Origin of the sequence: Ruegeria arenilitoris (assembly GCF_013030985.1) — a bacterium.
In the GTDB taxonomy this organism is placed as follows: Bacteria; Pseudomonadota; Alphaproteobacteria; order Rhodobacterales; family Rhodobacteraceae; genus Ruegeria; species Ruegeria arenilitoris_B.
The window spans coordinates 531,480-557,535 of sequence record NZ_WPYP01000001.1 but is presented as its reverse complement, the minus strand read 5'-3'; the positions used below and the strand labels follow the sequence as shown (position 1 = coordinate 557,535).

The 26,056-nt window shown below is 58.3% G+C and carries 28 protein-coding genes; 17 read left to right on the top strand and 11 right to left on the bottom strand.

Going from position 1 to position 26,056, the window contains the following annotated elements:
• Positions 1-13: 13 nt before the first annotated feature.
• Positions 14-634, bottom strand: coding sequence for a PAS domain-containing protein (locus tag GOX88_RS02750; RefSeq protein WP_254443268.1), 621 nt, complete (start codon positions 632-634; stop codon positions 14-16).
• A 286-nt stretch (positions 635-920) separates the two neighbouring features.
• On the opposite strand from GOX88_RS02750, the gene GOX88_RS02745 reads away from it, so the two are divergent.
• The 12 genes from GOX88_RS02745 (at position 921) to GOX88_RS02690 (ending at position 12,678) form a co-directional block, all read left to right on the top strand.
• Positions 921-1,811 (top strand): YicC/YloC family endoribonuclease, encoded by an 891-nt coding sequence (locus GOX88_RS02745; RefSeq protein WP_170398876.1) that lies wholly within the window; start codon positions 921-923, stop codon positions 1,809-1,811.
• Between the two features lie 17 nt (positions 1,812-1,828).
• Entirely contained in the window at positions 1,829-2,470 is a 642-nt protein-coding gene (gene gmk, locus GOX88_RS02740) for a guanylate kinase (RefSeq protein WP_170398873.1), read from the top strand.
• The gene (locus GOX88_RS02735) at positions 2,467-2,991 is read left to right on the top strand and encodes a gamma carbonic anhydrase family protein (RefSeq protein WP_170398870.1); all 525 of its coding nucleotides are present in this window, start codon (positions 2,467-2,469) and stop codon (positions 2,989-2,991) included. Before gmk ends, GOX88_RS02735 begins: the two co-directional genes overlap by 4 nt.
• 18 nt (positions 2,992-3,009) lie before the next feature.
• On the top strand, positions 3,010-4,056 hold the full coding sequence (locus tag GOX88_RS02730) for a sensor histidine kinase (RefSeq protein WP_170398868.1): 1,047 nt from the start codon (positions 3,010-3,012) through the stop codon (positions 4,054-4,056).
• Positions 4,057-4,259: 203 nt separating this feature from the next.
• Positions 4,260-5,315, top strand: a complete 1,056-nt coding sequence (locus GOX88_RS02725; protein WP_170398865.1) for a substrate-binding domain-containing protein — start codon at positions 4,260-4,262, stop codon at positions 5,313-5,315.
• A gap of 82 nt (positions 5,316-5,397) precedes the next feature.
• Positions 5,398-6,870 carry a phosphate ABC transporter permease subunit PstC gene (gene pstC, locus GOX88_RS02720; protein WP_170398862.1) on the top strand — a complete coding sequence of 491 codons (1,473 nt, stop codon included), beginning with the start codon at positions 5,398-5,400 and terminating at the stop codon, positions 6,868-6,870.
• Complete coding sequence (pstA, locus tag GOX88_RS02715; RefSeq protein ID WP_170398859.1) at positions 6,867-8,228, top strand: phosphate ABC transporter permease PstA; 1,362 nt, start codon at positions 6,867-6,869, stop codon at positions 8,226-8,228. Before pstC ends, pstA begins: the two co-directional genes overlap by 4 nt.
• Positions 8,229-8,240: 12 nt before the next feature.
• Positions 8,241-9,038, top strand: a complete 798-nt coding sequence (gene pstB, locus GOX88_RS02710) for a phosphate ABC transporter ATP-binding protein PstB (protein WP_170324916.1) — start codon at positions 8,241-8,243, stop codon at positions 9,036-9,038.
• A 16-nt stretch (positions 9,039-9,054) separates the two neighbouring features.
• The gene (gene phoU / locus GOX88_RS02705; protein WP_170398857.1) at positions 9,055-9,756 is read left to right on the top strand and encodes a phosphate signaling complex protein PhoU; all 702 of its coding nucleotides are present in this window, start codon (positions 9,055-9,057) and stop codon (positions 9,754-9,756) included.
• A gap of 11 nt (positions 9,757-9,767) precedes the next feature.
• Positions 9,768-10,457 carry a phosphate regulon transcriptional regulator PhoB gene (gene phoB, locus GOX88_RS02700; protein WP_170324914.1) on the top strand — a complete coding sequence of 230 codons (690 nt, stop codon included), beginning with the start codon at positions 9,768-9,770 and terminating at the stop codon, positions 10,455-10,457.
• A 111-nt stretch (positions 10,458-10,568) separates the two neighbouring features.
• The gene (locus GOX88_RS02695; protein ID WP_170398855.1) at positions 10,569-11,798 is read left to right on the top strand and encodes an acyl-CoA dehydrogenase; all 1,230 of its coding nucleotides are present in this window, start codon (positions 10,569-10,571) and stop codon (positions 11,796-11,798) included.
• A 112-nt stretch (positions 11,799-11,910) separates the two neighbouring features.
• Positions 11,911-12,678, top strand: a complete 768-nt coding sequence (locus GOX88_RS02690; RefSeq protein WP_170398853.1) for an SDR family oxidoreductase — start codon at positions 11,911-11,913, stop codon at positions 12,676-12,678.
• Here GOX88_RS02690 and GOX88_RS02685 read toward each other — a convergent pair.
• Both GOX88_RS02685 and GOX88_RS02680 read right to left on the bottom strand, forming a co-directional pair.
• Positions 12,675-13,544 carry an acyl-CoA thioesterase gene (locus GOX88_RS02685; protein WP_170398851.1) on the bottom strand — a complete coding sequence of 290 codons (870 nt, stop codon included), beginning with the start codon at positions 13,542-13,544 and terminating at the stop codon, positions 12,675-12,677. The genes GOX88_RS02690 and GOX88_RS02685 overlap by 4 nt on opposite strands.
• A gap of 51 nt (positions 13,545-13,595) precedes the next feature.
• Positions 13,596-14,816, bottom strand: coding sequence for a serine hydrolase domain-containing protein (locus GOX88_RS02680; RefSeq protein WP_170398849.1), 1,221 nt, complete (start codon positions 14,814-14,816; stop codon positions 13,596-13,598).
• 175 nt (positions 14,817-14,991) lie between these two features.
• Between GOX88_RS02680 and GOX88_RS02675 the strand changes: the two genes are divergently transcribed.
• Positions 14,992-15,597: a 2-hydroxychromene-2-carboxylate isomerase gene (locus GOX88_RS02675; RefSeq protein ID WP_170398847.1), complete on the top strand. Its 606-nt coding sequence runs from the start codon at positions 14,992-14,994 to the stop codon at positions 15,595-15,597.
• Here GOX88_RS02675 and GOX88_RS02670 read toward each other — a convergent pair.
• Together GOX88_RS02670 and GOX88_RS02665 are read right to left on the bottom strand one after the other, a co-directional pair.
• Positions 15,594-16,616, bottom strand: a complete 1,023-nt coding sequence (locus GOX88_RS02670) for a phosphotransferase family protein (RefSeq protein ID WP_170398844.1) — start codon at positions 16,614-16,616, stop codon at positions 15,594-15,596. The two genes, GOX88_RS02675 and GOX88_RS02670, sit on opposite strands and share 4 nt — an antisense overlap.
• 21 nt (positions 16,617-16,637) lie before the next feature.
• On the bottom strand, positions 16,638-17,456 hold the full coding sequence (locus GOX88_RS02665; RefSeq protein ID WP_170398841.1) for an SDR family oxidoreductase: 819 nt from the start codon (positions 17,454-17,456) through the stop codon (positions 16,638-16,640).
• Between the two features lie 132 nt (positions 17,457-17,588).
• Between GOX88_RS02665 and GOX88_RS02660 the strand changes: the two genes are divergently transcribed.
• From GOX88_RS02660 to GOX88_RS02650, 3 genes are all read left to right on the top strand, one after another.
• Positions 17,589-18,602, top strand: a complete 1,014-nt coding sequence (locus tag GOX88_RS02660) for an NADPH:quinone oxidoreductase family protein (RefSeq protein WP_170398838.1) — start codon at positions 17,589-17,591, stop codon at positions 18,600-18,602.
• A 92-nt stretch (positions 18,603-18,694) separates the two neighbouring features.
• The gene (aroQ, locus tag GOX88_RS02655) at positions 18,695-19,144 is read left to right on the top strand and encodes a type II 3-dehydroquinate dehydratase (protein WP_170398835.1); all 450 of its coding nucleotides are present in this window, start codon (positions 18,695-18,697) and stop codon (positions 19,142-19,144) included.
• Positions 19,141-19,896 (top strand): helix-turn-helix transcriptional regulator, encoded by a 756-nt coding sequence (locus tag GOX88_RS02650; protein ID WP_170398832.1) that lies wholly within the window; start codon positions 19,141-19,143, stop codon positions 19,894-19,896. The genes aroQ and GOX88_RS02650 overlap by 4 nt, the downstream gene beginning before the upstream one ends.
• A gap of 378 nt (positions 19,897-20,274) precedes the next feature.
• On the opposite strand, the gene tsf is transcribed toward GOX88_RS02650, so the two are convergent.
• The 5 genes from tsf to GOX88_RS02625 form a co-directional block, all read right to left on the bottom strand.
• Positions 20,275-21,150 (bottom strand): translation elongation factor Ts, encoded by an 876-nt coding sequence (tsf, locus tag GOX88_RS02645; RefSeq protein ID WP_170398829.1) that lies wholly within the window; start codon positions 21,148-21,150, stop codon positions 20,275-20,277.
• Between the two features lie 75 nt (positions 21,151-21,225).
• Complete coding sequence (gene rpsB / locus GOX88_RS02640) at positions 21,226-22,029, bottom strand: 30S ribosomal protein S2 (RefSeq protein WP_170398826.1); 804 nt, start codon at positions 22,027-22,029, stop codon at positions 21,226-21,228.
• A 210-nt stretch (positions 22,030-22,239) separates the two neighbouring features.
• A complete protein-coding gene (locus GOX88_RS02635) occupies positions 22,240-23,091 on the bottom strand; it encodes a lysophospholipid acyltransferase family protein (RefSeq protein ID WP_170398823.1) in 852 nt (283 codons plus the stop codon).
• The gene (locus GOX88_RS02630; protein ID WP_170398820.1) at positions 23,078-23,833 is read right to left on the bottom strand and encodes a GNAT family N-acetyltransferase; all 756 of its coding nucleotides are present in this window, start codon (positions 23,831-23,833) and stop codon (positions 23,078-23,080) included. Before GOX88_RS02630 ends, GOX88_RS02635 begins: the two co-directional genes overlap by 14 nt.
• Before the next feature lie 98 nt (positions 23,834-23,931).
• Positions 23,932-24,114, bottom strand: coding sequence for a DUF3553 domain-containing protein (locus tag GOX88_RS02625; RefSeq protein WP_170324899.1), 183 nt, complete (start codon positions 24,112-24,114; stop codon positions 23,932-23,934).
• Positions 24,115-24,157: 43 nt separating this feature from the next.
• Between GOX88_RS02625 and GOX88_RS02620 the strand changes: the two genes are divergently transcribed.
• Positions 24,158-24,754 carry a histidine phosphotransferase family protein gene (locus GOX88_RS02620; RefSeq protein ID WP_254436100.1) on the top strand — a complete coding sequence of 199 codons (597 nt, stop codon included), beginning with the start codon at positions 24,158-24,160 and terminating at the stop codon, positions 24,752-24,754.
• Here the strand turns inward: GOX88_RS02620 and GOX88_RS02615 are convergent.
• A complete protein-coding gene (locus GOX88_RS02615) occupies positions 24,751-26,013 on the bottom strand; it encodes a glutamate-5-semialdehyde dehydrogenase (protein WP_170400238.1) in 1,263 nt (420 codons plus the stop codon). The genes GOX88_RS02620 and GOX88_RS02615 overlap by 4 nt on opposite strands.
• Positions 26,014-26,056: the final 43 nt, after the last annotated feature.

The following is a 26,056-nucleotide window of genomic DNA, read 5'->3' as shown; positions in this document are numbered from 1 at the left end:
TTTTGCGTTGGGGTCAGTCGTCGCGGGACGACACCAGTCGCAGGTGTGATCCGGGGCGTTTGAACGCCTCCTGATCCTCGGCAAAACCGGCAAGTTCGCGTTCCACCTGTTGCTGCGGTGCCTGCACGTCGGAAACCGCCCGAATGCGTGTGTCCGGAATGGTGAACCGACGCGGTGTTGCGCCTATTACACCGTCACAGACCATCACACCCAGCACACGGCTGATATCGCCAAGATCGCTTTTCAATGGCAACAGGATCATGCGGGCCTGCAATTGGATACGTCCCAATCTGCCAGCGGACACCAGGCCAAGCTCGGCAATCGCAGGCCCGGCAAAGACCTGCTCCAACGCGTCCGAGATCTGGCCGCGGGCACTGGGTTCGAAAAACGCGGTCAGGGGCATTCCCCGCACTTCCATGCCCGCCAGTTTGTTCAGATGGCTGCCGGCCAGACGGAACCGGGCCAGCCCCGGCGCGATGCGCTCTAGAATGAATGTGTATTCCAGAACATTTTCAAGACCACGCGGATCGACCTGCGATCGCTTGGGCACGCCGTCACCAGTTAGCAGCGCAGTCCAGTACGCTTCGACCTGTCGGATGGGCGAGAGGCTGCGCCCGCTGGCAAAACGATCCATAGCGACGATCTTTCCAAAACTTGACCCGGAACCGTTTCCGAAAAAGGTTTTCATTTTCATCACCCTAGCGTCGATTGACCGTCATTTTCCTAAAATGCCAGACACCGGAACTATTTGGCTCCGACCGGTCTTTGGCCTTGGTCAGATTGACACGGGTTAAATCAATTTTGGAGGAATTCTTTAATGAATGGTTAACTTCTGGAGATCGGCTCAAAGTGAGCAAACTCTTGCCCTGCGCGCGCCGATGGCATTAGGTGCAGCAAGCGAGCAGACAGGGGCAGCTAAAATGATCAGATCCATGACCGGTTTCGCTTCGGGCAAGGGGGCATATGGGCCCCATAGCTGGACGTGGGAGCTGCGCAGTGTGAACGGCAAGGGGCTGGATATGCGCCTGCGTGTTCCCGACTGGCTGACCGGGCTTGAAGCTTCCTTGCGTTCGCAAATCTCAAAGGCGTTGAGCCGGGGCAACGTCACGCTGTCGCTGAAGTTGAGCCGGGATGAAACTGCACCCGATCTTGCTCTGAACGAAACCGCCATGGCCGCAGCGCTGACCGCGTTGGCCCGCACGCAGGAAATGGCAGCCGCCAGTGGTGTCACACTAGCGCCGTCAACAGCGGCTGACCTGATCGGTATCAAGGGCATGTTGGACGCCGGCAGTGAAGTCGATGACCCCGGGCCGCTGGTCGCGCAACTGACTACGGAATTCGCCCCGCTTTTGGCGGCCTTTGTCGACATGCGCCAGACCGAGGGCAAGGCGCTGGCTGACATACTGGACGGTCAGTTGGCGCAGGTGTCTCAACTGACCGGACAGGCGGCTAACCTTGCCGAGCAGCGCAAGGACAAAACTGCCGAGGCGTTGCGGGAAAATCTGGCGCGGGTCTTGGACAATGCGCAGGGCGCCGACCCGGACCGGGTGGCGCAGGAGCTAGCGCTGATCGCCGTCAAATCGGACATCACCGAGGAAATCGACCGCCTGAAAGCCCATGTCGTCGCCGCGCGGGATTTGTTGTCGCAGAACGCAGCCGTGGGGCGCAAGCTGGACTTCCTGATGCAGGAGTTCAACCGCGAGGCCAACACGCTGTGTTCGAAAGCGCAAAGCGCCGATCTGACCTCGGTAGGGCTTGAGTTGAAGGCGGTAATAGACCAGATGCGCGAACAAGTGCAAAATGTTGAATGACAATGGGAACGACTGACATGGCAGATCGCCGCGGCCTACTTATCATCCTGTCTTCGCCTTCGGGCGCAGGGAAATCCACTCTGGCGCGTCGGCTGATGGCCTGGGACGAAGGTTTGGAGTTCTCGGTCTCGGCCACAACGCGCGCACCCCGTCCGGGCGAGGAGCATGGGCGCGAATATTACTTCCTGTCCGAGGATGAGTTCAAACAGCAGGTTGCCGATGGGCAGATGCTGGAACACGCGCACGTGTTCGGGAACTTCTATGGTTCGCCGGCCGGTCCGGTGCGGGATTCCATCAACGCCGGCCGGGACGTGCTGTTCGACGTCGATTGGCAGGGCGAGGTGCAGATCCGCAACTCAGATCTGGGCAAGCACGCGCTGTCTATCTTCATTCTGCCGCCCTCGATCCCCGAGTTGCGCCGCCGTCTGGAAACCCGTGGGCAGGACAGCGAGGATGTGATCGCCAAGCGGATGCTGAAAAGTTGGGATGAGATCAGCCACTGGGGCTATTACGACTATGTTCTGGTCAATGACGATCTGGATGCGACCGAGGAAAAGCTGAAAACCATCGTCAGCGGCGAACGGATGCGCCGCATCCAGCAGCCCAATCTGCAAAACCACGTGCGTACCCTGCAAAACGAGTTCGAGGGGCTGTCATGACCATCTACGCTTTGGGGGAACACTCTCCGCAGATCCATGAGGACACTTGGGTTGCGCCTGATGCCAACCTGATCGGTAAGGTGGTGTTGGAGCAGGGCGCCTCGGTCTGGTTCGGCTGCACCATCCGCGCGGATCATGAAGAGATTCGTGTAGGCGAAGGCAGCAACGTGCAGGAGGACTGTATCATGCATATCGATGCCGGGTTCCCTCTGACCATCGGCAAGAACTGCACCATTGGGCACAAGGTGATGTTGCATGGCTGCACGATCGGGGAAAACACGCTGATCGGGATGGGCGCGATCGTTCTGAACGGGGCGAAGATCGGCAAGAACTGCCTGATCGGGGCAGGGGCCTTGATCACGGAGGGAAAGGAAATTCCCGACAATTCTCTGGTCATGGGATCGCCCGGCAAGGTCGTGCGACAACTGGATGAGGCGGCGGCGCAAAAGATCACCCTCAGTGCGCTGCATTATCAGCAGAACATGCGCCGGTTCCGTGATGAGATGAAGCCCGCGGTCTAGTCTGGAAAGATCGAGATAATGTCAGACGACCAGCTTGCCGAGTTTGTTGCGGCCATTCCGATGCCCGCCCTGATGGTCGATCAGACAGAGCGGATCATTGCCGCGAATACGGATGCGATGACCCTGCTGTCGCAGAATATCGTCGGGCGGCATTTCGCGACAATCCTGCGGCAGCCGCAGGTCATTGATGCGATTGAACAGGCCCTGCGCACCAAAGGCCCGGCCAAAACACGCCACCTGTCCAACGATGGCGCGCAGGACACAACGTTCGAGGTCGAATGCCGTTATATGAGCGGTGTCGGTGCGGTGTCCGGTGGGGCACTGCTGGCGATCTTTCAGGACGTCACTCATGTCGAACAGGCCAGCCAGATGCGTCGCGATTTCGTCGCCAATGTCAGCCACGAGCTGCGCACGCCTCTGACTGCCTTGATGGGTTTCATCGAAACGTTGCGCGGACCAGCTCGCGACGATGCGGTTGCCCGTGACCGCTTTCTCCAGATCATGAACGATGAGGCCAACCGGATGAATCGGTTGGTTGGCGATTTGCTGTCCCTGAACCGCGTCGAAAGCGAAGAGCGTGTGCGGCCGAAAGAGCAGATTGAACTGAAAGGCCTGTTGCAGTCGACGCTGAATTCTTTGCGCCCTCTGGCCGAGGATGCCGAGGTGCAGTTGACCCTGACGGCGCCGGAAGACCCTGTCTCGCTGACCGGAGACAACGACCAATTGCGCCAGGTCTTCACCAATCTGATCGAGAACGGAATCAAATATGGTGGCAGCGGCGGAAGCGTCGAGATTCGCGTGCTTCCGTCCGAACGCGATTCCGCGATGCGGGGCCCGGCGGTTCGGGTTCAGGTGATCGACAAGGGGCCAGGCATTGATGCCGTGCATTTGCCACGTCTGACCGAGAGATTCTATCGCGCCGACAGTCACAGGTCCCGGCAACTGGGTGGGACGGGCTTGGGCCTTGCCATCGTGAAACACATCATCAACCGCCATCGCGGGCGGCTGCGGGTCGAAAGCGACCTGGGCAAAGGCACGACGTTCACCGTTATTCTGCCGCGGTGACTTCGTATTTTCTCAGCGATTAGAGCGGTTTCGTTTACCTATGTGACTGCTGCATGTCTGCAATGCGTCACGTCGGTAAGAATTTCCGTCGACTGTCATACAGCTGTTACAAACCTGTCACAAAAGGCTTACGCGCGGGCCGTAGAGGTGCCGGCAAGATCATCATGGGGGTGATCACCAACTACATTCTCAAGGAGACTGAGATGTCCTTTGTAAAACTGTCGGCTTCGGCTCTTGCTATCGCTGCTGTCTCGGCCACTGCGGCTGCCGCTCGTGATCAGGTTCAGGTTGCCGGTTCGTCGACCGTCCTGCCTTACGCTTCGATCGTTGCAGAAGCCTTCGGTGAAAACTTTGACTTCCCGACGCCGGTTGTTGAATCGGGCGGTTCCTCGGCAGGCCTGAAGCGTTTCTGTGAAGGTGTTGGCGAAAACACCATCGACGTTGCAAACGCATCGCGCCAGATCCGCGAAAAAGAAATCAAAGCCTGTGCCGACAACGGCGTGACCGACATCATCGAAGTTCAGATCGGTTACGACGGCATCGTTTTCGCATCGGACATCAACGGCAACTCGTTCGAGTTCACTCCGGAAGACTGGTACAAGGCCCTGTCCGCGCAGGTCGTTGTTGACGGCCAACTGGTCGCCAACCCGAACAAAACCTGGGCCGACGTGAACCCCGAGTTCCCGGCGCAGCCGATCGCAGCCTTCATCCCCGGCACCAAGCACGGCACCCGTGAAGTGTTCGAAGACAAAGTGATCCTGGCCGGTTGTGAGCACCTGGGCGACTTTGACGTCTATCTGGCCGCCGCAGAAGGCGACAGCGACAAGGCCAAGAAGAAAGCGGCCGAGAAAGCCTGTATCGCTCTGCGCACCGACGGCGTTTCGGTCGATATCGACGGTGACTACACCGAGACCCTGGCCCGCATCGACAGCAACAAGGACGGCATCGGCGTCTTTGGTCTGGCGTTCTACGAGAACAACACCGACAAGCTGCAGGTTGCGACCATGTCCGGTATCGTTCCTTCGACCGAATCGATCGCTTCGGGCGAGTACCCGGTTTCGCGCCCGCTGTTCTTCTACGTGAAGAAAGCCCACATCGGCGTGATCCCCGGCCTGAAAGAATATGCCGAGTTCTTTGTCGCTGACGAGATCGCAGGCCCCGATGGCCCGCTGGCCGAATACGGTCTGGTTTCCGATCCGGAACTGGTAAAAGTTCAGGAAGCTGTTGCCAACGAAACCGTTCTGGGCGGCGGCTCCTAATCACTCTTGTGAATGGAACCGGGGCGTTTATGCGCGCCCCGGTTCGTTTTGACTCCATCTCTGCCATCCTCACGGAGTTATCATGGCGTTATCCTGGCTGTTGCTTATCCTGCTTGCGCTGGCAGTGATCGGATATTTCACGGGTCGGTCCCGTGCTCTTGCAAGCGCGGGTGGGGACGCCCGCGAGTTGCACTCACTGCCGTCCTACTATGGTTACAACGTTGCCTTGACGGCGCTTGTTCCGGCTTTGGGCGTACTGATTGTCTGGCTTCTGGTGCAGCCGATGATCGTGAACAGCACTGTATCCGGACTCATCCCTGATCAGGCAGTTCCCGAAGGATCGGATCGCGGCCTGCTCATGAGCGAAGTGCGCCGCGTTGCTAATGGCCTGAACGGCGCCGTGGCCACCGGAGCATTGACCGAGACCCAGGCACAGGATGCGAACGCGGATATTGACGCGCTGACGTCGGCTCTGAAAGACGCGGGTCAGGTTCTGACGCAGGAGATCACGCAGCCCATTCTGGTTGCAGCTCAGAAACACCGTAGCATGACCGGGACCGGGTCGGTGGTGATGCAGGTTGTCGTGCTGGCGCTAGCCGTGCTGGGCGCAGCCTTTGCCTATGTGCGGACGCACAAGGAGTTCCGCGCACGCAACGTGGTCGAGCAGGGCGTTCTGGCGCTGCTATTGCTGGCCGCGTCGATTGCGATTCTGACCACGGTCGGCATCGTGCTGTCGATGCTGTTCGAGACCATGAACTTCTTCCAGCTGCATTCGTGGAAAGACTTCTTCTTCGGCAGCACCTGGGCCCCGAACTTCCGCGGAGGCAGTGAGCTGTCGATCCTGCCGTTGCTGTGGGGCACGCTCTATATCTCGCTGATCGCGCTGCTGGTGGCCGTGCCAATCGGCCTGTTCGCCGCGATCTACCTTTCAGAATATGCATCGGGCGCGACCCGCGCGATTGCCAAGCCACTGCTTGAAATTCTCGCCGGCATCCCGACCATCGTTTACGGTCTGTTTGCGCTGCTGACAGTTGGCCCGGCGTTGGTGTCGATGTTTGGCCAAGGCGGTATGCTGGGTGTTGGCTGGATGGCCAGTTCTAACGCGGTTCTGACGGCCGGTCTGGTCATGGGCATCATGCTGATCCCGTTTGTGTCGTCGCTGTCGGACGACATCATCAACGCGGTGCCGCAGTCGATGCGTGATGGCTCGCTGGGGCTGGGGGCGACCAAATCCGAGACCGTGCGTCAGGTGGTTCTGCCCGCCGCACTGCCGGGGATCGTGGGCGCCATCCTGCTGGCCGCAAGCCGTGCCATCGGTGAGACGATGATCGTGGTGATGGCCGCAGGTGCGATCGCCAAGTTCTCGGGCAACCCGTTCGAGGCGATGACCACCATCACCACCCGGATTGTCAGCCAGTTGACCGGCGACACTGACTTTGCCAGCCCCGAGACGCTGGTGGCCTTTGCGCTGGGTCTGACCCTGTTCATCATCACGCTTGGGCTGAACATCTTTGCCCTCTATATCGTACGCAAATACCGGGAGCAGTACGAATGACCGATACTTCCCAAACCCCTAGCGCTGCTCCTGCTGCGAAGCCGAAAGGCGGGTCGCTGTTCGAAAAGGATGCGCGCACCAAACGCCGGAATGCTGCGGAAGGCCGTTTCAAACTGTACGGCATCGCGGCCATCGGTATCGGCCTTCTGATGCTGGTCGTTTTGGTGACCAACATCGTCACCGCCGGTACAGGCGCGTTTCAGCAGAGCTTTCTTGAACTGAATGTCGAGCTGAAGGAAGACAAGCTGGACAAGAAGGGCAATCGCAATATCGACGACATCAAGAAGGTTTCGACCTTTGGCTATGCGCCGCTGATTGCGTCGGCGCTGGAGGCAGAGGTTGCTCAGCTGGGTATCCAGACGGAACTGTTGCCCAAAGAAATGGGCAAGATCCTGTCCAAGGCGGCGCAAGCCGAGCTGCGGAACTATGTCATTGCCAACCCCGATGAGATTGGCAAAACGGTCAGCTTCCGCTTTTTGGTCAACAGCCGTGTCGATGGCTATATGAAAGGCCGTGTGACGCGCGACTCGATTGCCAATGACAAGAGCATCTCGGTCGAACAGCTTGATTTCGTTGATCAACTGCGCGATGCGGGCGTGTTGTACAAGGCGTTTAACCCGGATTTCATCTTTGGTTCCGACGCGTCCGACCAGCGGCCCGAGGCGGCCGGGATCGGTGTATCGATGTTGGGCTCGCTGTTCATGATGTTTGTCGTGCTGGTGCTGGCACTGCCCATTGGCGTTGCGGCCTCGATCTATCTTGAGGAGTTCGCGCCGCAGAACCGGCTGACCGACATCATCGAGGTCAACATCTCGAACCTGGCCGCGGTGCCGTCCATCGTGTTCGGTATCCTTGGTCTGGCCGTGTTCATCAACTACATGCATCTTCCGACCTCGGCTCCGCTGGTGGGTGGTCTGGTGCTGACGCTGATGACACTTCCGACGATCATCATCTCGACTCGCGCGTCGCTGAAAGCGGTGCCGCCGTCGATCCGTGATGCGGCGCTTGGGGTAGGGGCCTCGAAAATGCAGTCGGTGTTCCACCACGTTTTGCCTTTGGCTGCACCCGGCATTCTGACCGGCACTATCATCGGTCTGGCGCAGGCGCTGGGGGAAACCGCGCCGCTGCTGCTGATCGGGATGGTGGGCTTTATCGCCTCGAACCCGCCTGACGGGCTGGTCGCGGGCTTCCTGTCACCCAACTCGGCCATGCCGGCGCAGATCTATGAATGGTCCAAGCGCGCCGACCCGGCCTTTTACGAACGCGCATGGGGGGGCATCATCATCCTGTTGATCTTCCTTGTGACAATGAACACCATCGCGGTTATCCTACGCCGCCGCTTTGAACGCCGCTGGTAAGAGGGGCCTATGATGAACGACATGACACGAGTGGAGAGAACCGTGGACTCCAAAGACATCAAGATCGCCGCGAACAAGGTTCAGGTCTACTACGGTGACACCCATGCCATCAAAGACGTGGATGTGCAGATCGAAGACAAGACCGTGACCGCCTTTATCGGCCCGTCGGGTTGCGGCAAGTCCACGTTCCTGCGCTGTCTGAACCGGATGAATGACACCATCGACATCTGCCGGGTTGAGGGCGATATCCTGCTGGACGGCGAAGACATCTACGACAAGCGCGTCGACCCGGTGCAGCTGCGCGCCAAGGTGGGCATGGTGTTCCAGAAGCCGAACCCGTTCCCCAAATCGATCTATGATAACGTGGCCTATGGTCCGCGCATCCACGGACTTGCCAAGAACAAGGCGGAACTGGATGAGATCGTTGAGAAATCCCTGCGTCGGGGTGCGATCTGGGATGAGGTCAAGGACCGTCTGGACGCGCCTGGCACCGGTCTGTCTGGCGGTCAGCAACAGCGTCTGTGCATTGCACGCGCCGTCGCGACCGAGCCCGAAGTTCTGCTGATGGACGAGCCGTGCTCGGCCCTGGACCCGATTGCAACCGCTCAGGTCGAGGAACTGATCGACGAGTTGCGCTCGCGTTATTCGGTGGTGATCGTGACCCACTCGATGCAGCAGGCCGCGCGGGTCAGTCAGAAAACCGCGTTCTTCCACCTCGGTAACCTCGTCGAATTTGGCGAGACGGGTCAGATCTTCACTAACCCCGAAGATCCCCGCACCGAAAGCTACATCACCGGCCGGATCGGCTGAGCACAGGTATACAGATATGACCGAACAACATATTGCATCTGCTTTCGACCGCGATCTCGAGGCAATTCAAGCCCATATCATGAAGATGGGGGGGCTGGTCGAAGCCGCTATCATGGGCGCAGCCCGTTCCCTGGAATCCCGTGATGAAGAGCTGGCACAGCAGGTTCGCCAGGGCGACAAGGCCATCGACGCTTTGGAAGAGTTGATCGACGAAGAAACCGCGCGTCTGATTGCGTTGCGGGCGCCGACAGCCAGTGATTTGCGTTTGGTATTGTCGGTGCTCAAAGTGTCCGGCAACCTTGAGCGCATTGGTGACTATTCGAAGAACATCGCCAAGCGGACCACGGTCTTGGTCAATGCGGGTGAAATCAACGGTAGCGCCGCCGCTCTGCGCCGCATGGCGCGCGAAGTTGAACTGATGCTGCGAGATGCGCTGGACGCCTATATTCAACGCGATGCCGAACTGGCGACCGATGTCATCAACCGCGACGAGGAAGTGGACCAGATGTATAACGGCCTGTTCCGCGAGTTCCTGACTTTCATGGCCGAGGACCCGCGCAACATTTCGTCCTGCATGCACCTGCATTTCATCGCCAAGAACATCGAGCGTATGGGCGACCACGTGACTGCAATTGCCGAGCAGGTTGTCTATCTCGTGACCGGGGAACGCCCGGCCGAGGCTCGTCCGAAAGCTGATATAACCTCGCAATCCGTCTAGGAGCTTGACGAATGTCCGCTGATCAACCGACCGTACTGGTCGTCGAGGATGAACCGGCGCAGCGTGAAGTGCTGGCCTATAACCTCGAAGCTGAAGGTTTCCGCGTGTCCAAGGCCGCCAGCGGTGACGAAGCCATGCTGTTGGTCGATGAGGAACACCCGGACATCATCGTGCTGGACTGGATGATGCCGAACCTCAGCGGGATTGAGGTCTGCCGCCGCCTGAAATCCCGCCCCGATACCCGGTCGATCCCGATCATCATGCTGTCGGCCCGCACCGAAGAGGTTGATAAGGTGCGGGGTTTGGAAACCGGCGCGGATGACTATGTGGTCAAGCCGTATTCGGTGGTCGAATTGATGGCGCGGGTGCGTACTCAGCTGCGCCGCGTGCGTCCGGCAACCGTTGGTTTGCGGCTGGAATTTGACGACATTGTCTTGGATTCCGAGACACACAAGGTCAGCCGTGACAGCAAGCCTTTGAAACTGGGGCCGACCGAGTTTCGCCTGCTGAGCACCTTCATGGAAAAACCGGGCCGCGTCTGGAGTCGCGAGCAACTGCTGGACCGGGTCTGGGGCCGCGATATCTATGTGGATACGCGCACCGTTGACGTCCATATTGGTCGTTTGCGCAAGGCGTTGACGCAACATGGCGGCGAAGACCCGGTGCGCACGGTCCGTGGTGCCGGATACGCGCTGGGGTAAAACCCGGGGCAGGGGTATGAGTTTTGCTCATGGTCAGATGCGAAACTCTTACTGTCCTTTGGTCTGGGGCCGGGTTAGGTTGCGTCGAAGCTGACAAAGCGGAGAAGCACCATGAACGCCCCTGACACAAAACCCGCATTGCGTGCCAAAGATGCGCCCGACATGGGCAAGTTTGCATGGGATGACCCGTTTCGACTGTCCGATCAACTGAACGAAGACGAACGCATGATCGCGGCCAGCGCGCAGGCTTATGCGCAGGAGAAGCTGCAGCCGCGGGTGACTGAAGCGTTTCAAAACGAAGAGACCGACCCCGAAATTTTCCGCGAGATGGGCGACATGGGCCTGCTGGGCACCACAATCCCCGAGGAATACGGCGGGCTTGGGGCAGGGTATGTCTCCTACGGGCTGGTCGCGCGTGAGGTTGAGCGTGTGGATTCCGGCTACCGCTCGATGATGTCGGTGCAAAGCTCTCTGGTTATGTATCCGATCTATGCCTATGGCAGCGAGGAACAGCGCCGGAAATACCTACCGAAACTGGCCAGCGGTGAATGGATCGGTTGTTTTGGCCTGACCGAGGCGGACGCAGGTTCGGATCCGGCCGGCATGAAAACAAAGGCCGAGAAGATTGACGGTGGCTATCGTCTGACCGGTAGCAAAATGTGGATCTCGAACGCGCCGATTGCGGATGTGTTTGTGGTTTGGGCCAAGTCCGATGCCCATGGCGGCAAAATTCGCGGGTTTGTACTGGATAAAGGCCTCAAAGGTCTGAGTGCCCCGAAAATTCAGAACAAACTGAGCCTGCGTGCCTCGATCACAGGCGAGATTGTTCTGGACGGTGTTGAGGTCGATGAAAGCGCGCTGCTACCGCATGTTCAGGGCCTCAAGGGTCCGTTCGGCTGTCTGAACCGCGCGCGGTATGGCATCAGCTGGGGAGTCATGGGGGCCGCCGAATGCTGCTGGCACGCCGCACGTCAATACGGGTTGGATCGGAAGCAATTCAATCGACCGCTGGCGCAGACACAACTGTATCAACGCAAGCTGGCAGACATGCAGACCGAAATCGCCTTGGCGCTGCAAGCGAGCCTGCGCGTTGGTCGCCTGATGGATGAGGCCGAAGCCGCGCCTGAAATGATCTCGATCGTCAAACGCAACAACTGCGGCAAGGCGCTGGATATCGCGCGGATGGCCCGTGACATGCACGGTGGCAACGGTATCTCGTTGGAGTTCCAGGTCATTCGACACATGGTCAACCTCGAGACGGTAAACACCTATGAAGGCACGCATGATGTTCACGCGCTGATCCTTGGGCGGGCGCAGACTGGGCTACAGGCGTTCTATTGAGGTTATCGTGTAATTGGTATTATGTTGAAAAACTATTAAGCCAAAATACCAGATTGCACAGTAAATAGAATAAGTTACCGTATGAACTCGAACCAGCTTTCGGGATTGTAACATGGAACTGAGCGGAAAAACTGTGGTTGTCACCGGAGCCGCTCAGGGCATCGGCAAAGGTCTGGCAGAACGGTTCGCCCTCGACGGTGCCAACGTTATCTGCGCGGATATCGACGCGGACGGTGTTCAGAGCGTGGCCAAGGACATCGGTGGTCACGCACTGGTTTGCGACGTTTCGCAAGAAGCGGATATCAAATCACTGATCGAGACCGTCGAAGATACGATCGGTCCGATCGACCTGTTCTGCGCGAATGCCGGTATCCTCACACTTGGCGGCCCAGAGGTTCCTGACGGTGATTGGGACCGGATCTGGAAGATCAATGTCATGTCCCATGTCTGGACCGCGCGCCACTTGGTGCCGCGGATGATCGACCGTGGCAGCGGTTACATCATGATTACGGCCTCGGCTGCAGGATTGCTGAACCAACCGGGCGCCGCGCCGTATGGCGTGACGAAACACGCCGCCGTTGGCTTTGCCGAGTGGTTGTCCTTGACTTACGGACACAAAGGCCTGCGTGTGTCGGTGCTGTGTCCGCAGGCTGTTCGGTCCGAGATGACGCGTGGACACGAGGTTTCGGTTGCGTCGATTGATGGCATGTTGGAACCTGAAGACGTCGCGCATGTATGTGTCGAAGCCATCCGTTCCGAGCAGTTTCTGGTGCTGCCACATCCTCAGGTTTTGGACTACATCCGCCACAAAGCCGGAGATTATGACCGTTGGCTTGGCGGGATGCGTAAGTTAAATCAGCAGTTTACAGAAGACAGCTAAGGCTTTTTGCGCGCTTTACGCATCAGACCTTCCTGTGCGACCGACGCGACCAGAGTGCCGTCTTGTGCGAAAATCGAGCCGCGGTTGAAGTTGCGTCCCTGCCCGCTCCAAGGCGATTCCATCGCATAAAGATGCCAGTTTTCAAAGTGAACCGGCGCGTGGAACCACAACGCATGATCCAGGCTGGCATAATTGACCTCACTACTGAACAAACTCAGCCCATGCGGTCGCAATCCTGACGTCATCAGGTACATGTCTGACGCGTAAGCCAATAGAAGATGCTGGGTTACCGGATCGGCACCCGCGGCGGCGCCCATGCGGAACCAGATCTGATTGTGATCGTCAGATTTTTCGGGGTTAAAGGGGTTCAGGTGGTTCACTTCACGCACCTGGATTGGCCGTTCCCGCAACAGCTCTCCGCGCAGTTTTTCAGGAACCTGATCCACGTAACGCTGCCGCAATTCTGATCGTTCCGGGTAATTTTCCGGAGCCTCGGTCTGCGGCATGGCATGTTGGTGGTTCCAGCCTTCGTCCTGAACATGAAAAGAGGCAGACATGTTGAGAATTTGCTTGCCGTGTTGGATCGCGACCACGCGCCGTGTGGTCATAGAACCTCCGTCTCGCGCTCTATCTACTTGATAAATAACAGGAATGGACGGGTCGCCGGCGCGAATGAAGTAAGCGTGCAGAGAATGGCACAGGCGATCTTCGACCGTGCGGTATGCGGCGGCCAGAGCCTGTGCAATAACCTGTCCGCCGAAGATACGAGTCGGCGTCTCACCCCCGGAACCGGTGCCGCGAAACAGGTCGACCTCAAGCCTTTCGATGTTCAAAAGGTCCAGAAGGATGCGTTCAGCTTCGGTCATGCTGCGGTCTCCGGTTGGTCGTGTTGGGTTTGGGTATCAGCGCCGGAAAGATCATTCAATCATTGCCCCGAGGACAAGTGCCTTAAGCTCCGCCCGCGACGGATAGGAACTGGACGGCGACAGCTGCGTGAAGAAGACGGTTGTCAGATCGTTCACCCGGTCGATCCAGAAAAAGGTCGAGGCCATGCCGCCCCAGCTGAAATCGCCAACCGAGCCCGGCACACGCGTTCGACCAGGATTCAGCACCACCGCACCACCCAAGCCAAAACCGGTACCTTCCATGGGTTGTTCGGCAAAGCTCTGCGGTCCCATCGAAGCAATATCGCCCGGTAAGTGATTGCACAGCATATAGTCTACGGTCTTCGGTCCCAGCAGGCGGTGTCCGTTGCCCTGCCCCCGGTTCCGCAGCATTTCGGCAAAGGCGGAATAGTCGTCGATTGTACCGACCAAACCGCCGCCACCCGAGAATGTGGTGGTGTGTTCAAACGGTGAGTCTCCGGCCTGATCAACAAGCCGCAGGGTTTCGCTGCCGGTTTCAGCCGAATTCAGCGCCATCGCGTCCCCGGCCAGCGGAGTGTAGAGCGAGGCAAACCGATCCCCTGTTCCCGGCGGCACTCGGAACCCAGTATTCTTCATCCCAAGCGGTTCAAAGATTTCCTGCGCGAAGAACTGATCCAGCGGCTGGCCCGACACCACCTCGATCACGCGGCCCAGAACATCTATCCCGACAGAGTACTCCCAGCGGGTGCCCGGCTGAAATACCAGTGGAAGATCGGCCAGGTCGGCCACACGATCCGCCAGAAGGCCTTGATCCGGCTTGAACATCAGGTCCTGTTCATCCATCGCCTTAGGCAGCACTCCGGGATTAAACGGATAGCTGAAGCCGCTTGTGTGGGTCAGCAATTGATGCAGCGTCGGTGTCGGGGCGCCCTCGGTCTGGTCGAGCCGCTCCGCACCCGGGATCAAGGCCTGCATATTGCGAAATTCCGGAAGGAAATCCGACAGTTGTGCATCCAGATGAAACAACCCGCGCTCGGCCAGCATCATCAGCGCGACCGTGGTCACCGGTTTGGTCATCGAATAGATGCGTGCGACCGTATCGCGCTGAAACGGCAGATCGTTTTCGACGCTTCTTTGACCGCAGGCGTTGAAAAACACCTCGGTTCCTTGGTGTTTTAAAAGCAAGGAACTGCCGGCGTATTTTCGTTCATCGACATAGCGTTGCATCCAGTCGGTGATACCCCTCAGGCGCGTGGAGCTGAACGCTGTCATTTGTTGTCTGCCCTCTGTCTCATGGTCGTGATTTTGCGGTCTTACACGCTGAATTGACAGGGAATTCGTCCAGAATGATAGGCTTGAGCCATAGGGCTGCTACACTGGGTAGGTAGCGGATTCGCTGGTTACGAGTTGAAGACATTTCACCACCCAACCATTTTGGAGGAGAAATATGACGCAACGTATTGAATTTGTGTACGACTTCTGTAGCCCGAATGCTTTTCTCGCCTACAAGGCCTTGCCCGCACTTGCCGATAAACATCGTGCCAAGGTGAACCACGTTCCTGTTCTACTGGCTACTGTCTTCAAGGCCACGAATAACCAGAACCCGTTTCAGGCCTTCTCGGAGAATCGTCAGAAAACGGCATACCTGACCCATGATCTGCACCGGTTTGCGCGCGCCCGGGGGTTGAGTTTTCACATGAGTCCGCACTTTCCGGTCAATACCAAATTCGCCATGCGTGGGGCTGTATTGGCGTCCGGAAAGCCCTGGGAAGACAAATACATAGGCGCGATTTTTGATGCCATCTGGGTGCATGGTCAAAAGGTCGACGAAATCGGAGTTCTTACTGAGATTCTGCACGAAAACGACCTGCCGGTGCGCAAGATCCGCGAAGCGATGTCCAGCGCCGAGGTAAAGCAACGACTCAAGGATCAGACCAAGGCTGCTGTTAAGCGCGGAGTATTCGGTGTTCCCAGCATGTTCGTGGGGCACGAGATGTTCTTTGGCAAAAACAGTCTGGGTAACATGGAGTTGGAACTTTCAAAGGGCTCCTAGGCCTTTAGCGCGGCCAGGCCATGTTGCGCGAACATCGGGACATAAGAGCCAAGAACCAAGGCGCGCTTCGGGTCCGAGGCGTTCCCGTCCTGCGCGCGTTTGTAGACACCCTGCAGAATTCCCGCCATTCGGAAGAAGTTGAACGCCAGATAAAAGCCGAAATTGTCGATGCCGGACAGGCCGCGACGTTGGCAGTACTGTTCGATAAAGGCCTGATCAGACGGTAGCCCCAGACTGTCACGGTCGATACCTGCCAGCCCCCGGCCCTCGGTTCCGGGCGGCATCCGCCACTGCATGATCACCGCCGCCAGGTCCGCATAAGGGTGCCCGATGGTCGACAGTTCCCAATCCAAGACACCGATACACCGGGTTCCCTGTATCTCGAACATCAGGTTGTCGATGCGATAGTCCCCATGCACCAGCGTTCTTTGGCCGTCATCCTCGGGCACCGCATGTTCAAGCGCTTCGATCAGCGCGTTCATCTCAGGGATGTCCGAGGTTTCCGAAGCGCGGTACTGTTTGATCCAGCGCGCAATCTGGCGTTCGAAGTAGTTTCCCGGCGGGCCGTAGTCGGATAGCCCGACCGCCTCGATATCGACCATGTGCAGCGCGGCCAGAACCCGGTTCATCTCAACCAGAACGGCGGTGCGCGTATCTTTGCTTTCTCCTTTCATAGTGGGGTCCAGAAAGATGCGCCCGTTGAGGTGTTCCATGACGTAAAAATCCGATCCGATGACGCTGTCATCCTGACACAGCAGATACATCCGCGGGACCGGCACCGCACTGTCGGCCAGAGCGGCCTGCACGCGGAATTCGCGATCCACTGCGTGGGCGGATTTCAACAATACTCCCGGAGGTTTGCGACGCAAAACATACGTTTTCTCAGGGGTTTGCAGCAGAAAGGTCGGGTTGGACTGGCCGACCGCAAACTTGGTGGCCTCCAGCGGGCCCAGGTACCCCGGCAAATGGACGCTGAGATAGGCGTCAACGGCTGCGATGTCCAAATGCGTGCTGCTCATCCTGTTCCCCCGTGTCTCAGCTTACAACGCTTCGCCAAAGATATTGCCTGCCGTCACCACGTTGATGCCGCCGGATACCGGAATCACCGCTCCGGTCACATAGCTGCCGCCGCGGCCGCAGAGAAACAACATGCAGCCCGCGATATCCTCATCGCGGCCGACGCGGCCCAAGGGGACGGATTTGCCGACTTTTTCCCGTGTCTCCTCATCGGCTGTGGCAAATGCAGTCATACGCGAAACAAAAGGGCCAGGCGCCAGCGCGTTGACCGTAATGTGGTAAGGTGAAAATTCCTTGGCCATGATCTTGGTAAGATGCAGAACGGCGGCTTTTGACGCTGAATAGCTGTAGGCGCCGTCACCCATCGGAACCTCTCCCATAACCGAGCCGACGTTGATCACCCGCGCGGGATCGTCGGCCGAACCGGATTTCATCAGCATCGGCAGCAGCTTTTGGGTGAGGTCGAACAGGCCCGCGACATTGACCGACATGATTTTGTCCCACGCCTCATGGGGAAACTGACCCATCGGCGCACCCCAGCTAACGCCTGCGTTATTCATAAGGATATCAAGATGATCCGTGCGGTTTTTGACCTCGGAAGCCAGTGCTTCAACACCCTCTTTGGTGGCGACATCGCCGCCGAACCCCTCGGCCTGACCGAGGGCGTCCAGCGCATTCAGTTCCGCTGCGACGGCCTCGCAGGCCTCGGCTTTGCGAGAAGCGATCAGAACACGCGCTCCGGCCCGCACCAACGCTTCGGCCGCCATGCGACCAATCCCGGTGGCTCCACCGGTGACAAGCGCAGTCTTGCCCTGCAATGAGAAAAGCGTTTCGGGGGTCATGGTCTGCTCCTGTTGTTTTGTGCCGGGTGTTCCCGGGATGGATGTCGATGAGCGAAACAGGAGGTTTCTTGACAAGACCTGTTGCTGCGCCAAAGCTCTTATCTACTGAATAACAAGGATAACGGGTCTGATATGCAAGCTTTACTCAGCGTCGCGCCGGGCGGGCCGGAAACACTGGAATTGACCACCCTCCCCGATCCATCACCCGGACGGGGCGAATTGCTGATCGGAATCAGGGCGGCGGGCGTCAATTTTCCGGATACTCTGATCATTCAGGACCGGTATCAGATCAAACCGCCTCGTCCCTTTGCGCCGGGCGGTGAAATTGCAGGGGAAGTGCTGGCCGTCGGTGAAGGCGTAAGCGGGTTCGAAATCGGTGACCGCGTGCTGGCGCTGACCGGGCATGGCGGGTTCGCCACGCATCTGACGATCCCGTCGGCCACTGCTATCAAGTTCCCAGACTCAATGCCGTTCGAAGACGCGGCCTGTTTCATTTTCACCTACGGTACGTCCTATCACGCCCTGAAGGACCGCGCCGATCTGCAGCCCAACGAGACGTTGCTGGTACTTGGCGCCGCAGGCGGCGTTGGGTCCGCGGCAATCGAGTTGGGCAAAGCCATGGGCGCCCGGGTGATTGCTGCCGTATCCTCGCAGGACAAGGCGGATTTTTGCCATAGCCTGGGTGCGGACGAGACAGTCCTGTATGCGCATGACATGGACAAAGACTCTCAGAAAAAGTTCACGTCGGAAATCAAGGACTTGTCCGCGCCTTTGGGAGTGAATGTCGTCTATGACGCGGTCGGCGGAGACTATGCCGAACCCGCGCTGCGAGCCATGGCCTGGAACGGACGCTTTCTGGTGGTCGGTTTTCCGGCGGGCATTCCCAAAATTCCGCTGAACCTGCCGCTGCTCAAAGGGTGCCAGATTATGGGTGTATTCTGGGGCGCTTCTGTCATGCGCGACCCGGTTGGGCATTCAGAAAATGTGAGGGATTTGTTCAGGTTATACAGCGAAGCTAAAATCAAACCAAAAATCAATGCGCGGTATCCGCTGGACCGCGCTTCCGAGGCGTTGGCGCATATGACAAGCCGTTCCGCGCTTGGGAAGACCGTGGTGACAATGCCGGTTCACGCCGAAGGTGAGTGACCTAACTTCCCCCACTCGCCCTATGCGCGCGCTGGCTGGTGGACATCGATACCCTTTAGCGTCTATGAACTTCCCATGGGAACAGTGAAATAATGCACAAAGCTCTGATTTTAAACGGTCCGAACCTGAACCTTCTGGGAACAAGGCAACCCGAGGTTTATGGCAGCACCACGTTGGAAATGGTTGAGGACCTGTGCCTGAGCCATGGATCTTCCATCGGGGTTGAAGTGTCGTGCTTTCAGTCCAACCACGAAGGTGCGCTGATTGACGCCATTCATGAGGCCAAAGGGGATCAGGACGGCATCGTTCTGAATGCTGGCGCCTATACCCATACCTCCATCGCTCTGATGGATGCCATCGCGTCGGTTGGGCTTCCGGTGATCGAAGTGCATCTGTCCAACATTCACGCGCGTGAAGCGTTCCGGCACGTGTCCTATATCTCCAAGGTCGCCGTCGGCCAGATTTGCGGCTTTGGCGCGCAGGGATATGTTCTGGCGCTGGATGCACTGGCAGCACATCTGAAAAGCGGGCCGTCTGCATGACGCTGAGCGAATACCTGCACTTTCTCAGCTATACCAAAACTCTGGAAGAGCTCTGGGATGCCCATTGTCGCCAGATGGCACTGTTCGGGTTTGATCGCCTGATTTATGGCTACACCCAGTATCGCACGGAAACGTCTCTTGGCGATCCCGAGGATTTTGTGATCCTGACCAATCATGAAAAACCCTATATGGACGGGTTCCTGCGCGATGGGATGTACTTCCACGCTCCGATGTTGAAATGGGCGCTGCATAATGAAGGCGCGGCCAGTTGGAGTATTGCACAGGACATGGTGGCCACCGGAAAGCTGACTGCGAAAGAACTGGACGTGCTTGAGTTCAACCGGTCGCAGGGTGTGTCCTTCGGATACACGATCAGTTTCACCTCGGTCTCGATGCGGTCGAAGGGGGCGATTTCCCTTTCGGCCGGCGATGCGGCCAGCCAGTCGGAAGTGGACGCGATGTGGGCCGAGCACGGCGATGACATCCTGCTGATGAACAATGTTGCGCATCTGAAAATCCTCACCCTGCCCTACAACGCCCCGAACCGGGCCCTGACCAAACGCCAGCGCGAAGCTTTGCAATGGGTCGGAGACGGCAAGACCACGCAGGACATTGCGCTGCTGATGGGGCTGACTTCGGCAACGGTTGAAAAGCACCTGCGCCTGGCGCGCGAAGCGCTTTCGGTCGAGACCACGGCGCAGGCGGTTTTGAAGGCATCTCTGCAGAATCAGATGTTCGTGATGGAAGCCTAGAGCCCCAAGGACTGACGCCAAATTGCGTCAATTTACCCTAGGTAAGGAAATCATGACTTTCCATTCCTGAGGTGGAGTTGCAAACTGATATTGTTCCGTGAGTGGTGGCTTTAGCCAGGGAACATTTGGTTGGATCTTTGCAATACCAGGGCTCTCCAGCCGCTCTGACAAGAAGGCGCATATTCGTCCGCGTCCGATTGCCGGAATTTTGGGGGGCCTCGACCATCCCCATCATGCGGGGCCCCTCAATCAATTCCATGAATACCAAGACGCTTCGGCGTCTTTTTTTTGTTTCCGCACAAAAAAACCGGTCGCGTTTGGTGCAACCGGTTTCGACATTTGCATGTCCGGACCTCTTGCGAGGCCCGGAGATAGTCCTTAGCCCTGAGCGGCCTTGGCAACTTCGGCTGCGAAGTCTTCTTTTTCGACCACGATGCCTTCGCCAACTTCCAGACGGATGAAGCCGGTGATGGTTGCGCCCGCTTCTTTAGCCGCTGCTTCAACGGTCAGGTCAGGGTTCACAACGAACTGCTGGTTCAGCAGGGTCGATTCGGCGACGAATTTCTTCATGCGGCCTTCGATCATCTTCTCGATCACCTGCTCGGGCTTGCCGGATTCGCGGGCGATGTCCATCTGAACCTGCTTTTCTTTCTCGACAACGGCCGGGTCCATGTCCGCTTCGGACAGAGCCGCCGGGTTCACAGCTGCGATGTGCATCGCTACCTGCTTGCCGATCGCTTCGTCGCCACCGGTCAGAGCAACCAGAACGCCGATTTTGCCCATGCCGTTGGTGGCTGCGTTGTGGACGTAGGACACAACGGTGTCGCCCGACAGCTTGGCCATGCGGCGTACCGACATGTTCTCACCAATGGTGGCGATCTTGTCGGTCAGGGTGTCTGCAACCGATTTGCCACCCAGATCGGCAGCCAGCAGCGCTTCGACATTGTCGACGCCTTCAGCGGCGTAAGCGATCTTGCCGACCATTTCCTGGAAATCGGCGTTTTTCGCAACGAAGTCGGTTTCCGAGTTCACTTCGACCGCAACACCGTTGCCGCCATTGACGTGAACAGCAACCAGACCTTCTGCTGCGGTACGGCCCGATTTCTTGGCCGCTTTGGCCAGGCCTTTGGTGCGCAGCCAGTCGATGGCTTCGTCCATGTTGCCGCCGGTTTCGGTCAACGCTTTTTTCGCGTCCATCATGCCTGCGCCGGTTGTGTCGCGCAGTTCTTTAACCATTGCTGCTGTGATTGCCATCTTTGGCTCTCCTCAATTCAAACGGATTTGGGGCAGGTCTACCCTGCCCCACATGTCAGTTACGTGACGGGCAGCTTACGCTTCAGCTTTGGCTTCCGGCGCGGCTTCTTCGGCAACGGGTGCTTCTTCCGCAACGACTTCTTCAACCGGTGCTTCTTCGAATGCGCCCAGGTCAACGCCAGCTGCACCCATCTGAGCGGTCATACCGTCCAGAGCGGCGCGTGCGGCCAGATCGCAGTACAGAGCGATTGCGCGGGCTGCGTCGTCGTTGCCGGGGATGATGTAGTCAACGCCGTCGGGCGAGCAGTTGGTGTCGACAACAGCCACAACCGGGATACCCAGCTTGTTGGCTTCGGCGATGGCCAGTGCTTCTTTTTTGACGTCGATGACGAACAGCAGATCCGGAACGCCGCCCATCTCGCGGATACCGCCCAGCGAAGCCTGCAGCTTGGCCTGGTCACGCTCCATGCCCAGACGCTCTTTCTTGGTCAGGCCTTCGGCGCCCGATTCCATCGCATCGTCGATCTGGTTCAGACGGTTGATCGACTGGGAAACGGTTTTCCAGTTGGTCAGCGTGCCGCCCAGCCAGCGGTGGTTCATGTAGTACTGAGCCGACTTTTCTGCGGCGTCTGCAATCGGGCCAGCGGCCTGACGCTTGGTACCAACGAACAGAACGCGGCCACCTTTTGCGACGGTGTCACGAACGGCCTGCAGAGCCTGATCCAGCATCGGAACGGTCTGGGTCAGGTCCATGATGTGGATGCCATTGCGCGAGCCGTAGATGAACGGGCCCATGCGGGGATTCCAACGCTGTGTCTGGTGACCAAAGTGAACGCCAGCTTCCAGCAGCTGACGCATGGTGAACTCGGGAAGAGCCATGCTATTTTCCTTTTCCGGTTTACGCCTTGGCGGGGGTGAAAGAAGCGGATGCTCCAACCGGCGGTCTTGATGAGGATGTCTCCCTCAAAAAGGCCAAACCCCGCCTGCGGGTTTGAATGGCGCGCGTATACGGCAGCAGAGTTCACCCCACAAGGGAAAAATCACCATTTTTTGTGATTTTTCACCATAAAATGTGAAATTCACATTCGACTAGGATACCCGCGCCAAGCTGTGCGCGTGACGCACGGCCTCTTCGCAATGTGCTGCCAGCGCCTTGCGGTTTTCAAAGTCGCTGACCTTGGCCGGGGAATGATAGATCAGCTCAACAGAACCCTGCCTGCGCGCGCCTAGCGTCTTGAGCAAGTGCGGTCCGAACTCCATGTCTCCCCACCAGCCATAGAATCGCTCCGGCTGTCCTTCGGGTGCGTGAAAGATCACCGAGACCGGCTGCACAAACATGAAGTCACGCAGCTCTTCCGCGAAGAACGCGGCAAAGAGTGTTGTTTTAAAAGGCAAAACACGCAGGCCGTCGGTCGATGTCCCTTCGGGAAAAAACAGCAATTTGTGACCGGCTTTCAGGCGGGTTTCGAACACTTTTGTTTGTTCTTTGGCCTTCTTGCGGTCCCGCTCGATGAATACGGTGCCGGTCGCGCGGGCCAACCAGCCGATGCCGGGCCATTTCGCCACTTCGGCCTTGGACACGAAATAAACCCGTTTCCGCGCGTTCAGCGCAAATATGTCCAGCCAGGACGTATGGTTCGCAACCACGGCCCCCCGCTGCTGCATCAACTCTCCCGAGGTTCGAAAGCCCATTCCGAGTATTCGGAACGCGTTGCGGCTGACAAATTGCGCGATGAATGGCGTGATCGGTCGACGCACGCCGAATAACGGGAGTTCGAACAGACGAATGGCCAGAAGGATGATCAGACCACCAAATACCAGAAGCGCCAAGGGCACCCCGCGCAGGATCACCAGAACCCAACCCAGTAGACCCAGGTTCATCGGGTCCGGCGCGTCCTCACTGTTCCACAGCGTGTCGTTCACCGGGTTACGCTCCGCCATAGATGCGTCTCTGCCGTTCGTTCATACGAGCGGTGTCGAGGATCAGGCATATGTCAGTTGTGTTGAAGGCGTGGTCGATGAACGCCCCCTCGCCCACAAAGCCACCAAGACGCAGATAGGCTTTTATCAGCGCCGGAACCTGCACCATCGCCGCCCGGCGATTCAGATCTTCCGGTGCTACAAGATCCATGGATTGGAACACGTCCGGCTGCGCCCTCACCCGCAGATCGGGCGGCGCCAGATGGTTGTGATGCAGCATCGACAAGGGCTGCGCCAGCTCCTGAACATCGGTGCCGTGAAAGCTGGCGACACCGAACAGAACCTCGATCTCGCGTTCGGTGACATAAGCCGCCAAGCCGTTCCACAAGTGGTACATCGCGGTACCGCCACGATAGTCGGGATGCAGGCAGGAGCGCCCCAGTTCCAGCAACTTGCGACCGCTTTGTTTCAGAACGGTCAGATCGTATTCGTCTTCGGAATAAAACTGCCCCAGTTCTGCTGCACGTTCGCCCGGTAACAGCCTGTAAACGCCTATAGTTTCGCCGGTGACGTTATCGATTGCCAGCATGTGGTCGAAATACGGATCGAACCTGTCGCGCTCCAACCCGGCCTCGTGATCAACCATTTCTCCGCCGCCACCCAATTCGCGGACGAACACGTCATAGCGCAGCCGTTGCGCCGCGCGCAGTTCGCCCTCGGTCTCGGCGAGTTTGACGGTAAAGGAAGGGCCTGCATCCGGCATCTGAAGTTCCGTTCTTGTTTGCGCGCTGATACCGCAGTTTTCGGGGGGATGGCAACAAGAGTGGATTTGCGGCGTTGTTAACCTTTCCTAAACCAGTTTCACGGATCAAAGACCGGCATCAGGGCGATGCGTGTTCCGTCAATTACCACTTTCCCCTGCTCGCGAAAGTTGACGGTGATCTTGCCTCCGATGTTGGACTGAACCTGTCCAACGCCCCAGTCGGGGAAATCGGGGTGGCGGACATACATGCCCGGTGCAAGAATAGCATTGAGGTCTGACATGTCTGGGCTCCCGGTCCGGCGGCAGATGCAGCAGGAGGTACGCATGAGCGACACCACAGTCAACCTGGCCGAGCTTATCGGCTCTCGGATCTGTCACGATCTGATCAGCCCAATTGGCGCGATCACCAACGGTCTGGAGCTGCTTGAGATGGTTGGTGGCACGCAGGGTCCTGAAATGGAACTGATTTCGGGGAGTGTTGGCAGCGCCGGGGCGAGGATACGGTTCTTCCGCGTCGCCTTCGGGTCGGCCAGCGATCAGCCTTTGGGGCGGGCCGAGGTGTCAGAGCTGCTGAAGGATGTGGAGCGCGCGGGCCGTGTGCGTGTCAACTGGCACCTGCTCGAAGCCGTGCCGCGCAATCAGGTGAAACTGGCGTTTCTGGCGCTGATGTGCTGCGAAAGCGCGATGCCTTTCGGTGGTGAGGTCACAATTGCGAATACCGGAGACACCTGGACGGTGACCGGTTCCGCCGACAAGCTGAATCTGGACGGTGACCTTTGGAAGAACCTGCCGCTGGGCCGGTTTGCCCACAAGGTCACCCCCGCGCAAGTGCAGTTTGCCCTGTTGCCCGAAGCCGCTGCGTCGATGGGGCGGCGGGTTGCGGCGGAAACCACCTCAACCCGCATTGTGATCCGGTTCTAGGACCGGGTCGTTCCGTTCCCACGTACAAGATACTTGAAGCTGGTCAACTGCGCGGCGCCCACGGGGCCGCGCGCGTGCATCTTGCCGGTGGCGATGCCGATCTCGGCGCCCATTCCAAACTCGCCCCCATCAGCAAATTGGGTCGAGGCATTGTGCATCAGGATCGCGCTGTCGAGCCGCTCAAAGAACCGCGCGGCAGCGTCCGCATCTTCGGTCATGATACAATCGGTGTGGTTCGAGCCATACTGACGGATATGCGTGATAGCCGCGTCGATATCTGCCACCGGTTTGGCGGCAATGATGCTGTCGAGGAATTCCTTGCCCCAATCGTCCGCTGTGGCCGCAATCGTGCCCTCCACAGCCAGCGCACCTTCGGCATGGACCTCTACGCCTGCGGCCTGCAGCGCGGCAATTACGTCCCGGCCCAGCGTTTCGGCGATGTCCTGATGGATCAGCAGACACTCGGCGGCGCCACAAATCCCGGTACGACGAGTCTTGGCGTTCAGTACCACGTCCAGTGTTTTCTGCGGGTCTGCGGCCTTGTCGATATAGATATGAACAATGCCTTCGAGATGCGCGAACACAGGAACACGGGCTTCGCGTTGAACCAGACCAACCAGGCCTTTACCGCCACGCGGCACAATCACGTCCACGTAGTCGGTCATGGTCAGCAATTCCTGAACCGCTGCACGGTCACGCGTGGGGATCAACTGGATCGCATCCTCGGGCAGGTTTGCGGCCTTCAACCCTTGGACCAGACAGGCATGGATTGCGCCTGAAGAGTGAAAACTCTCGGACCCGCCGCGCAGGATCACGGCATTGCCCGATTTCAGGCACAACGCACCCGCATCGGCCGTCACGTTCGGGCGGCTTTCATAGATCACACCGATCACGCCCAAAGGTGTGCGCACACGCTGGATGTTCAGGCCCGAGGGCATGTCCCATTCGGTCAGAACTTCGCCAACCGGGTCGGCTTGATCGGCCACAGTGCGCAGTCCATCAACCATGCCTTGAATGCGGGATTCATCCAGCATCAGCCGGTCCATCATCGCCGGGCTTAGGCCCTTTTCGCGGCCGAACTCCAGGTCTTTCAGGTTCGCCTCGATGATGTCGGCCCGGTTTGCCCAAACCGCATCCGCCGCAGCAATCAGGGCGGCGTGCTTGCGTTCGGCACTGGCACAGGCCAAATCGGCCGAAGCCGCCTTGGCGCGTTTTCCAAGATCGGCCATCAGGGTGGGAATGCTGTCGAAATCCTTCATCTCATGTGCCTTTCGGTCGGTATTCTGATGTTCTAACATTGCG

Coding starts and splice junctions, on each gene's coding strand:
- tsf (WP_170398829.1), bottom strand. CDS start 21,150: ATGGCAATCACAGCAGCAATGGTTAAAGAACTGCGCGACACAACCGGC.
- GOX88_RS02735 (WP_170398870.1), top strand. CDS start 2,467: ATGACCATCTACGCTTTGGGGGAACACTCTCCGCAGATCCATGAGGAC.
- pstA (WP_170398859.1), top strand. CDS start 6,867: ATGACCGATACTTCCCAAACCCCTAGCGCTGCTCCTGCTGCGAAGCCG.
- GOX88_RS02690 (WP_170398853.1), top strand. CDS start 11,911: ATGGAACTGAGCGGAAAAACTGTGGTTGTCACCGGAGCCGCTCAGGGC.
- GOX88_RS02725 (WP_170398865.1), top strand. CDS start 4,260: ATGTCCTTTGTAAAACTGTCGGCTTCGGCTCTTGCTATCGCTGCTGTC.
- rpsB (WP_170398826.1), bottom strand. CDS start 22,029: ATGGCTCTTCCCGAGTTCACCATGCGTCAGCTGCTGGAAGCTGGCGTT.
- phoU (WP_170398857.1), top strand. CDS start 9,055: ATGACCGAACAACATATTGCATCTGCTTTCGACCGCGATCTCGAGGCA.
- gmk (WP_170398873.1), top strand. CDS start 1,829: ATGGCAGATCGCCGCGGCCTACTTATCATCCTGTCTTCGCCTTCGGGC.
- aroQ (WP_170398835.1), top strand. CDS start 18,695: ATGCACAAAGCTCTGATTTTAAACGGTCCGAACCTGAACCTTCTGGGA.
- GOX88_RS02730 (WP_170398868.1), top strand. CDS start 3,010: ATGTCAGACGACCAGCTTGCCGAGTTTGTTGCGGCCATTCCGATGCCC.
- GOX88_RS02615 (WP_170400238.1), bottom strand. CDS start 26,013: ATGAAGGATTTCGACAGCATTCCCACCCTGATGGCCGATCTTGGAAAA.
- GOX88_RS02680 (WP_170398849.1), bottom strand. CDS start 14,816: ATGACAGCGTTCAGCTCCACGCGCCTGAGGGGTATCACCGACTGGATG.
- pstB (WP_170324916.1), top strand. CDS start 8,241: ATGAACGACATGACACGAGTGGAGAGAACCGTGGACTCCAAAGACATC.
- GOX88_RS02630 (WP_170398820.1), bottom strand. CDS start 23,833: ATGCCGGATGCAGGCCCTTCCTTTACCGTCAAACTCGCCGAGACCGAG.
- pstC (WP_170398862.1), top strand. CDS start 5,398: ATGGCGTTATCCTGGCTGTTGCTTATCCTGCTTGCGCTGGCAGTGATC.
- GOX88_RS02635 (WP_170398823.1), bottom strand. CDS start 23,091: ATGGCGGAGCGTAACCCGGTGAACGACACGCTGTGGAACAGTGAGGAC.
- GOX88_RS02670 (WP_170398844.1), bottom strand. CDS start 16,616: ATGAGCAGCACGCATTTGGACATCGCAGCCGTTGACGCCTATCTCAGC.
- GOX88_RS02650 (WP_170398832.1), top strand. CDS start 19,141: ATGACGCTGAGCGAATACCTGCACTTTCTCAGCTATACCAAAACTCTG.
- phoB (WP_170324914.1), top strand. CDS start 9,768: ATGTCCGCTGATCAACCGACCGTACTGGTCGTCGAGGATGAACCGGCG.
- GOX88_RS02750 (WP_254443268.1), bottom strand. CDS start 634: ATGGATCGTTTTGCCAGCGGGCGCAGCCTCTCGCCCATCCGACAGGTC.
- GOX88_RS02665 (WP_170398841.1), bottom strand. CDS start 17,456: ATGACCCCCGAAACGCTTTTCTCATTGCAGGGCAAGACTGCGCTTGTC.
- GOX88_RS02625 (WP_170324899.1), bottom strand. CDS start 24,114: ATGTCAGACCTCAATGCTATTCTTGCACCGGGCATGTATGTCCGCCAC.
- GOX88_RS02660 (WP_170398838.1), top strand. CDS start 17,589: ATGCAAGCTTTACTCAGCGTCGCGCCGGGCGGGCCGGAAACACTGGAA.
- GOX88_RS02675 (WP_170398847.1), top strand. CDS start 14,992: ATGACGCAACGTATTGAATTTGTGTACGACTTCTGTAGCCCGAATGCT.
- GOX88_RS02745 (WP_170398876.1), top strand. CDS start 921: ATGATCAGATCCATGACCGGTTTCGCTTCGGGCAAGGGGGCATATGGG.
- GOX88_RS02620 (WP_254436100.1), top strand. CDS start 24,158: ATGAGCGACACCACAGTCAACCTGGCCGAGCTTATCGGCTCTCGGATC.
- GOX88_RS02695 (WP_170398855.1), top strand. CDS start 10,569: ATGAACGCCCCTGACACAAAACCCGCATTGCGTGCCAAAGATGCGCCC.
- GOX88_RS02685 (WP_170398851.1), bottom strand. CDS start 13,544: ATGACCGAAGCTGAACGCATCCTTCTGGACCTTTTGAACATCGAAAGG.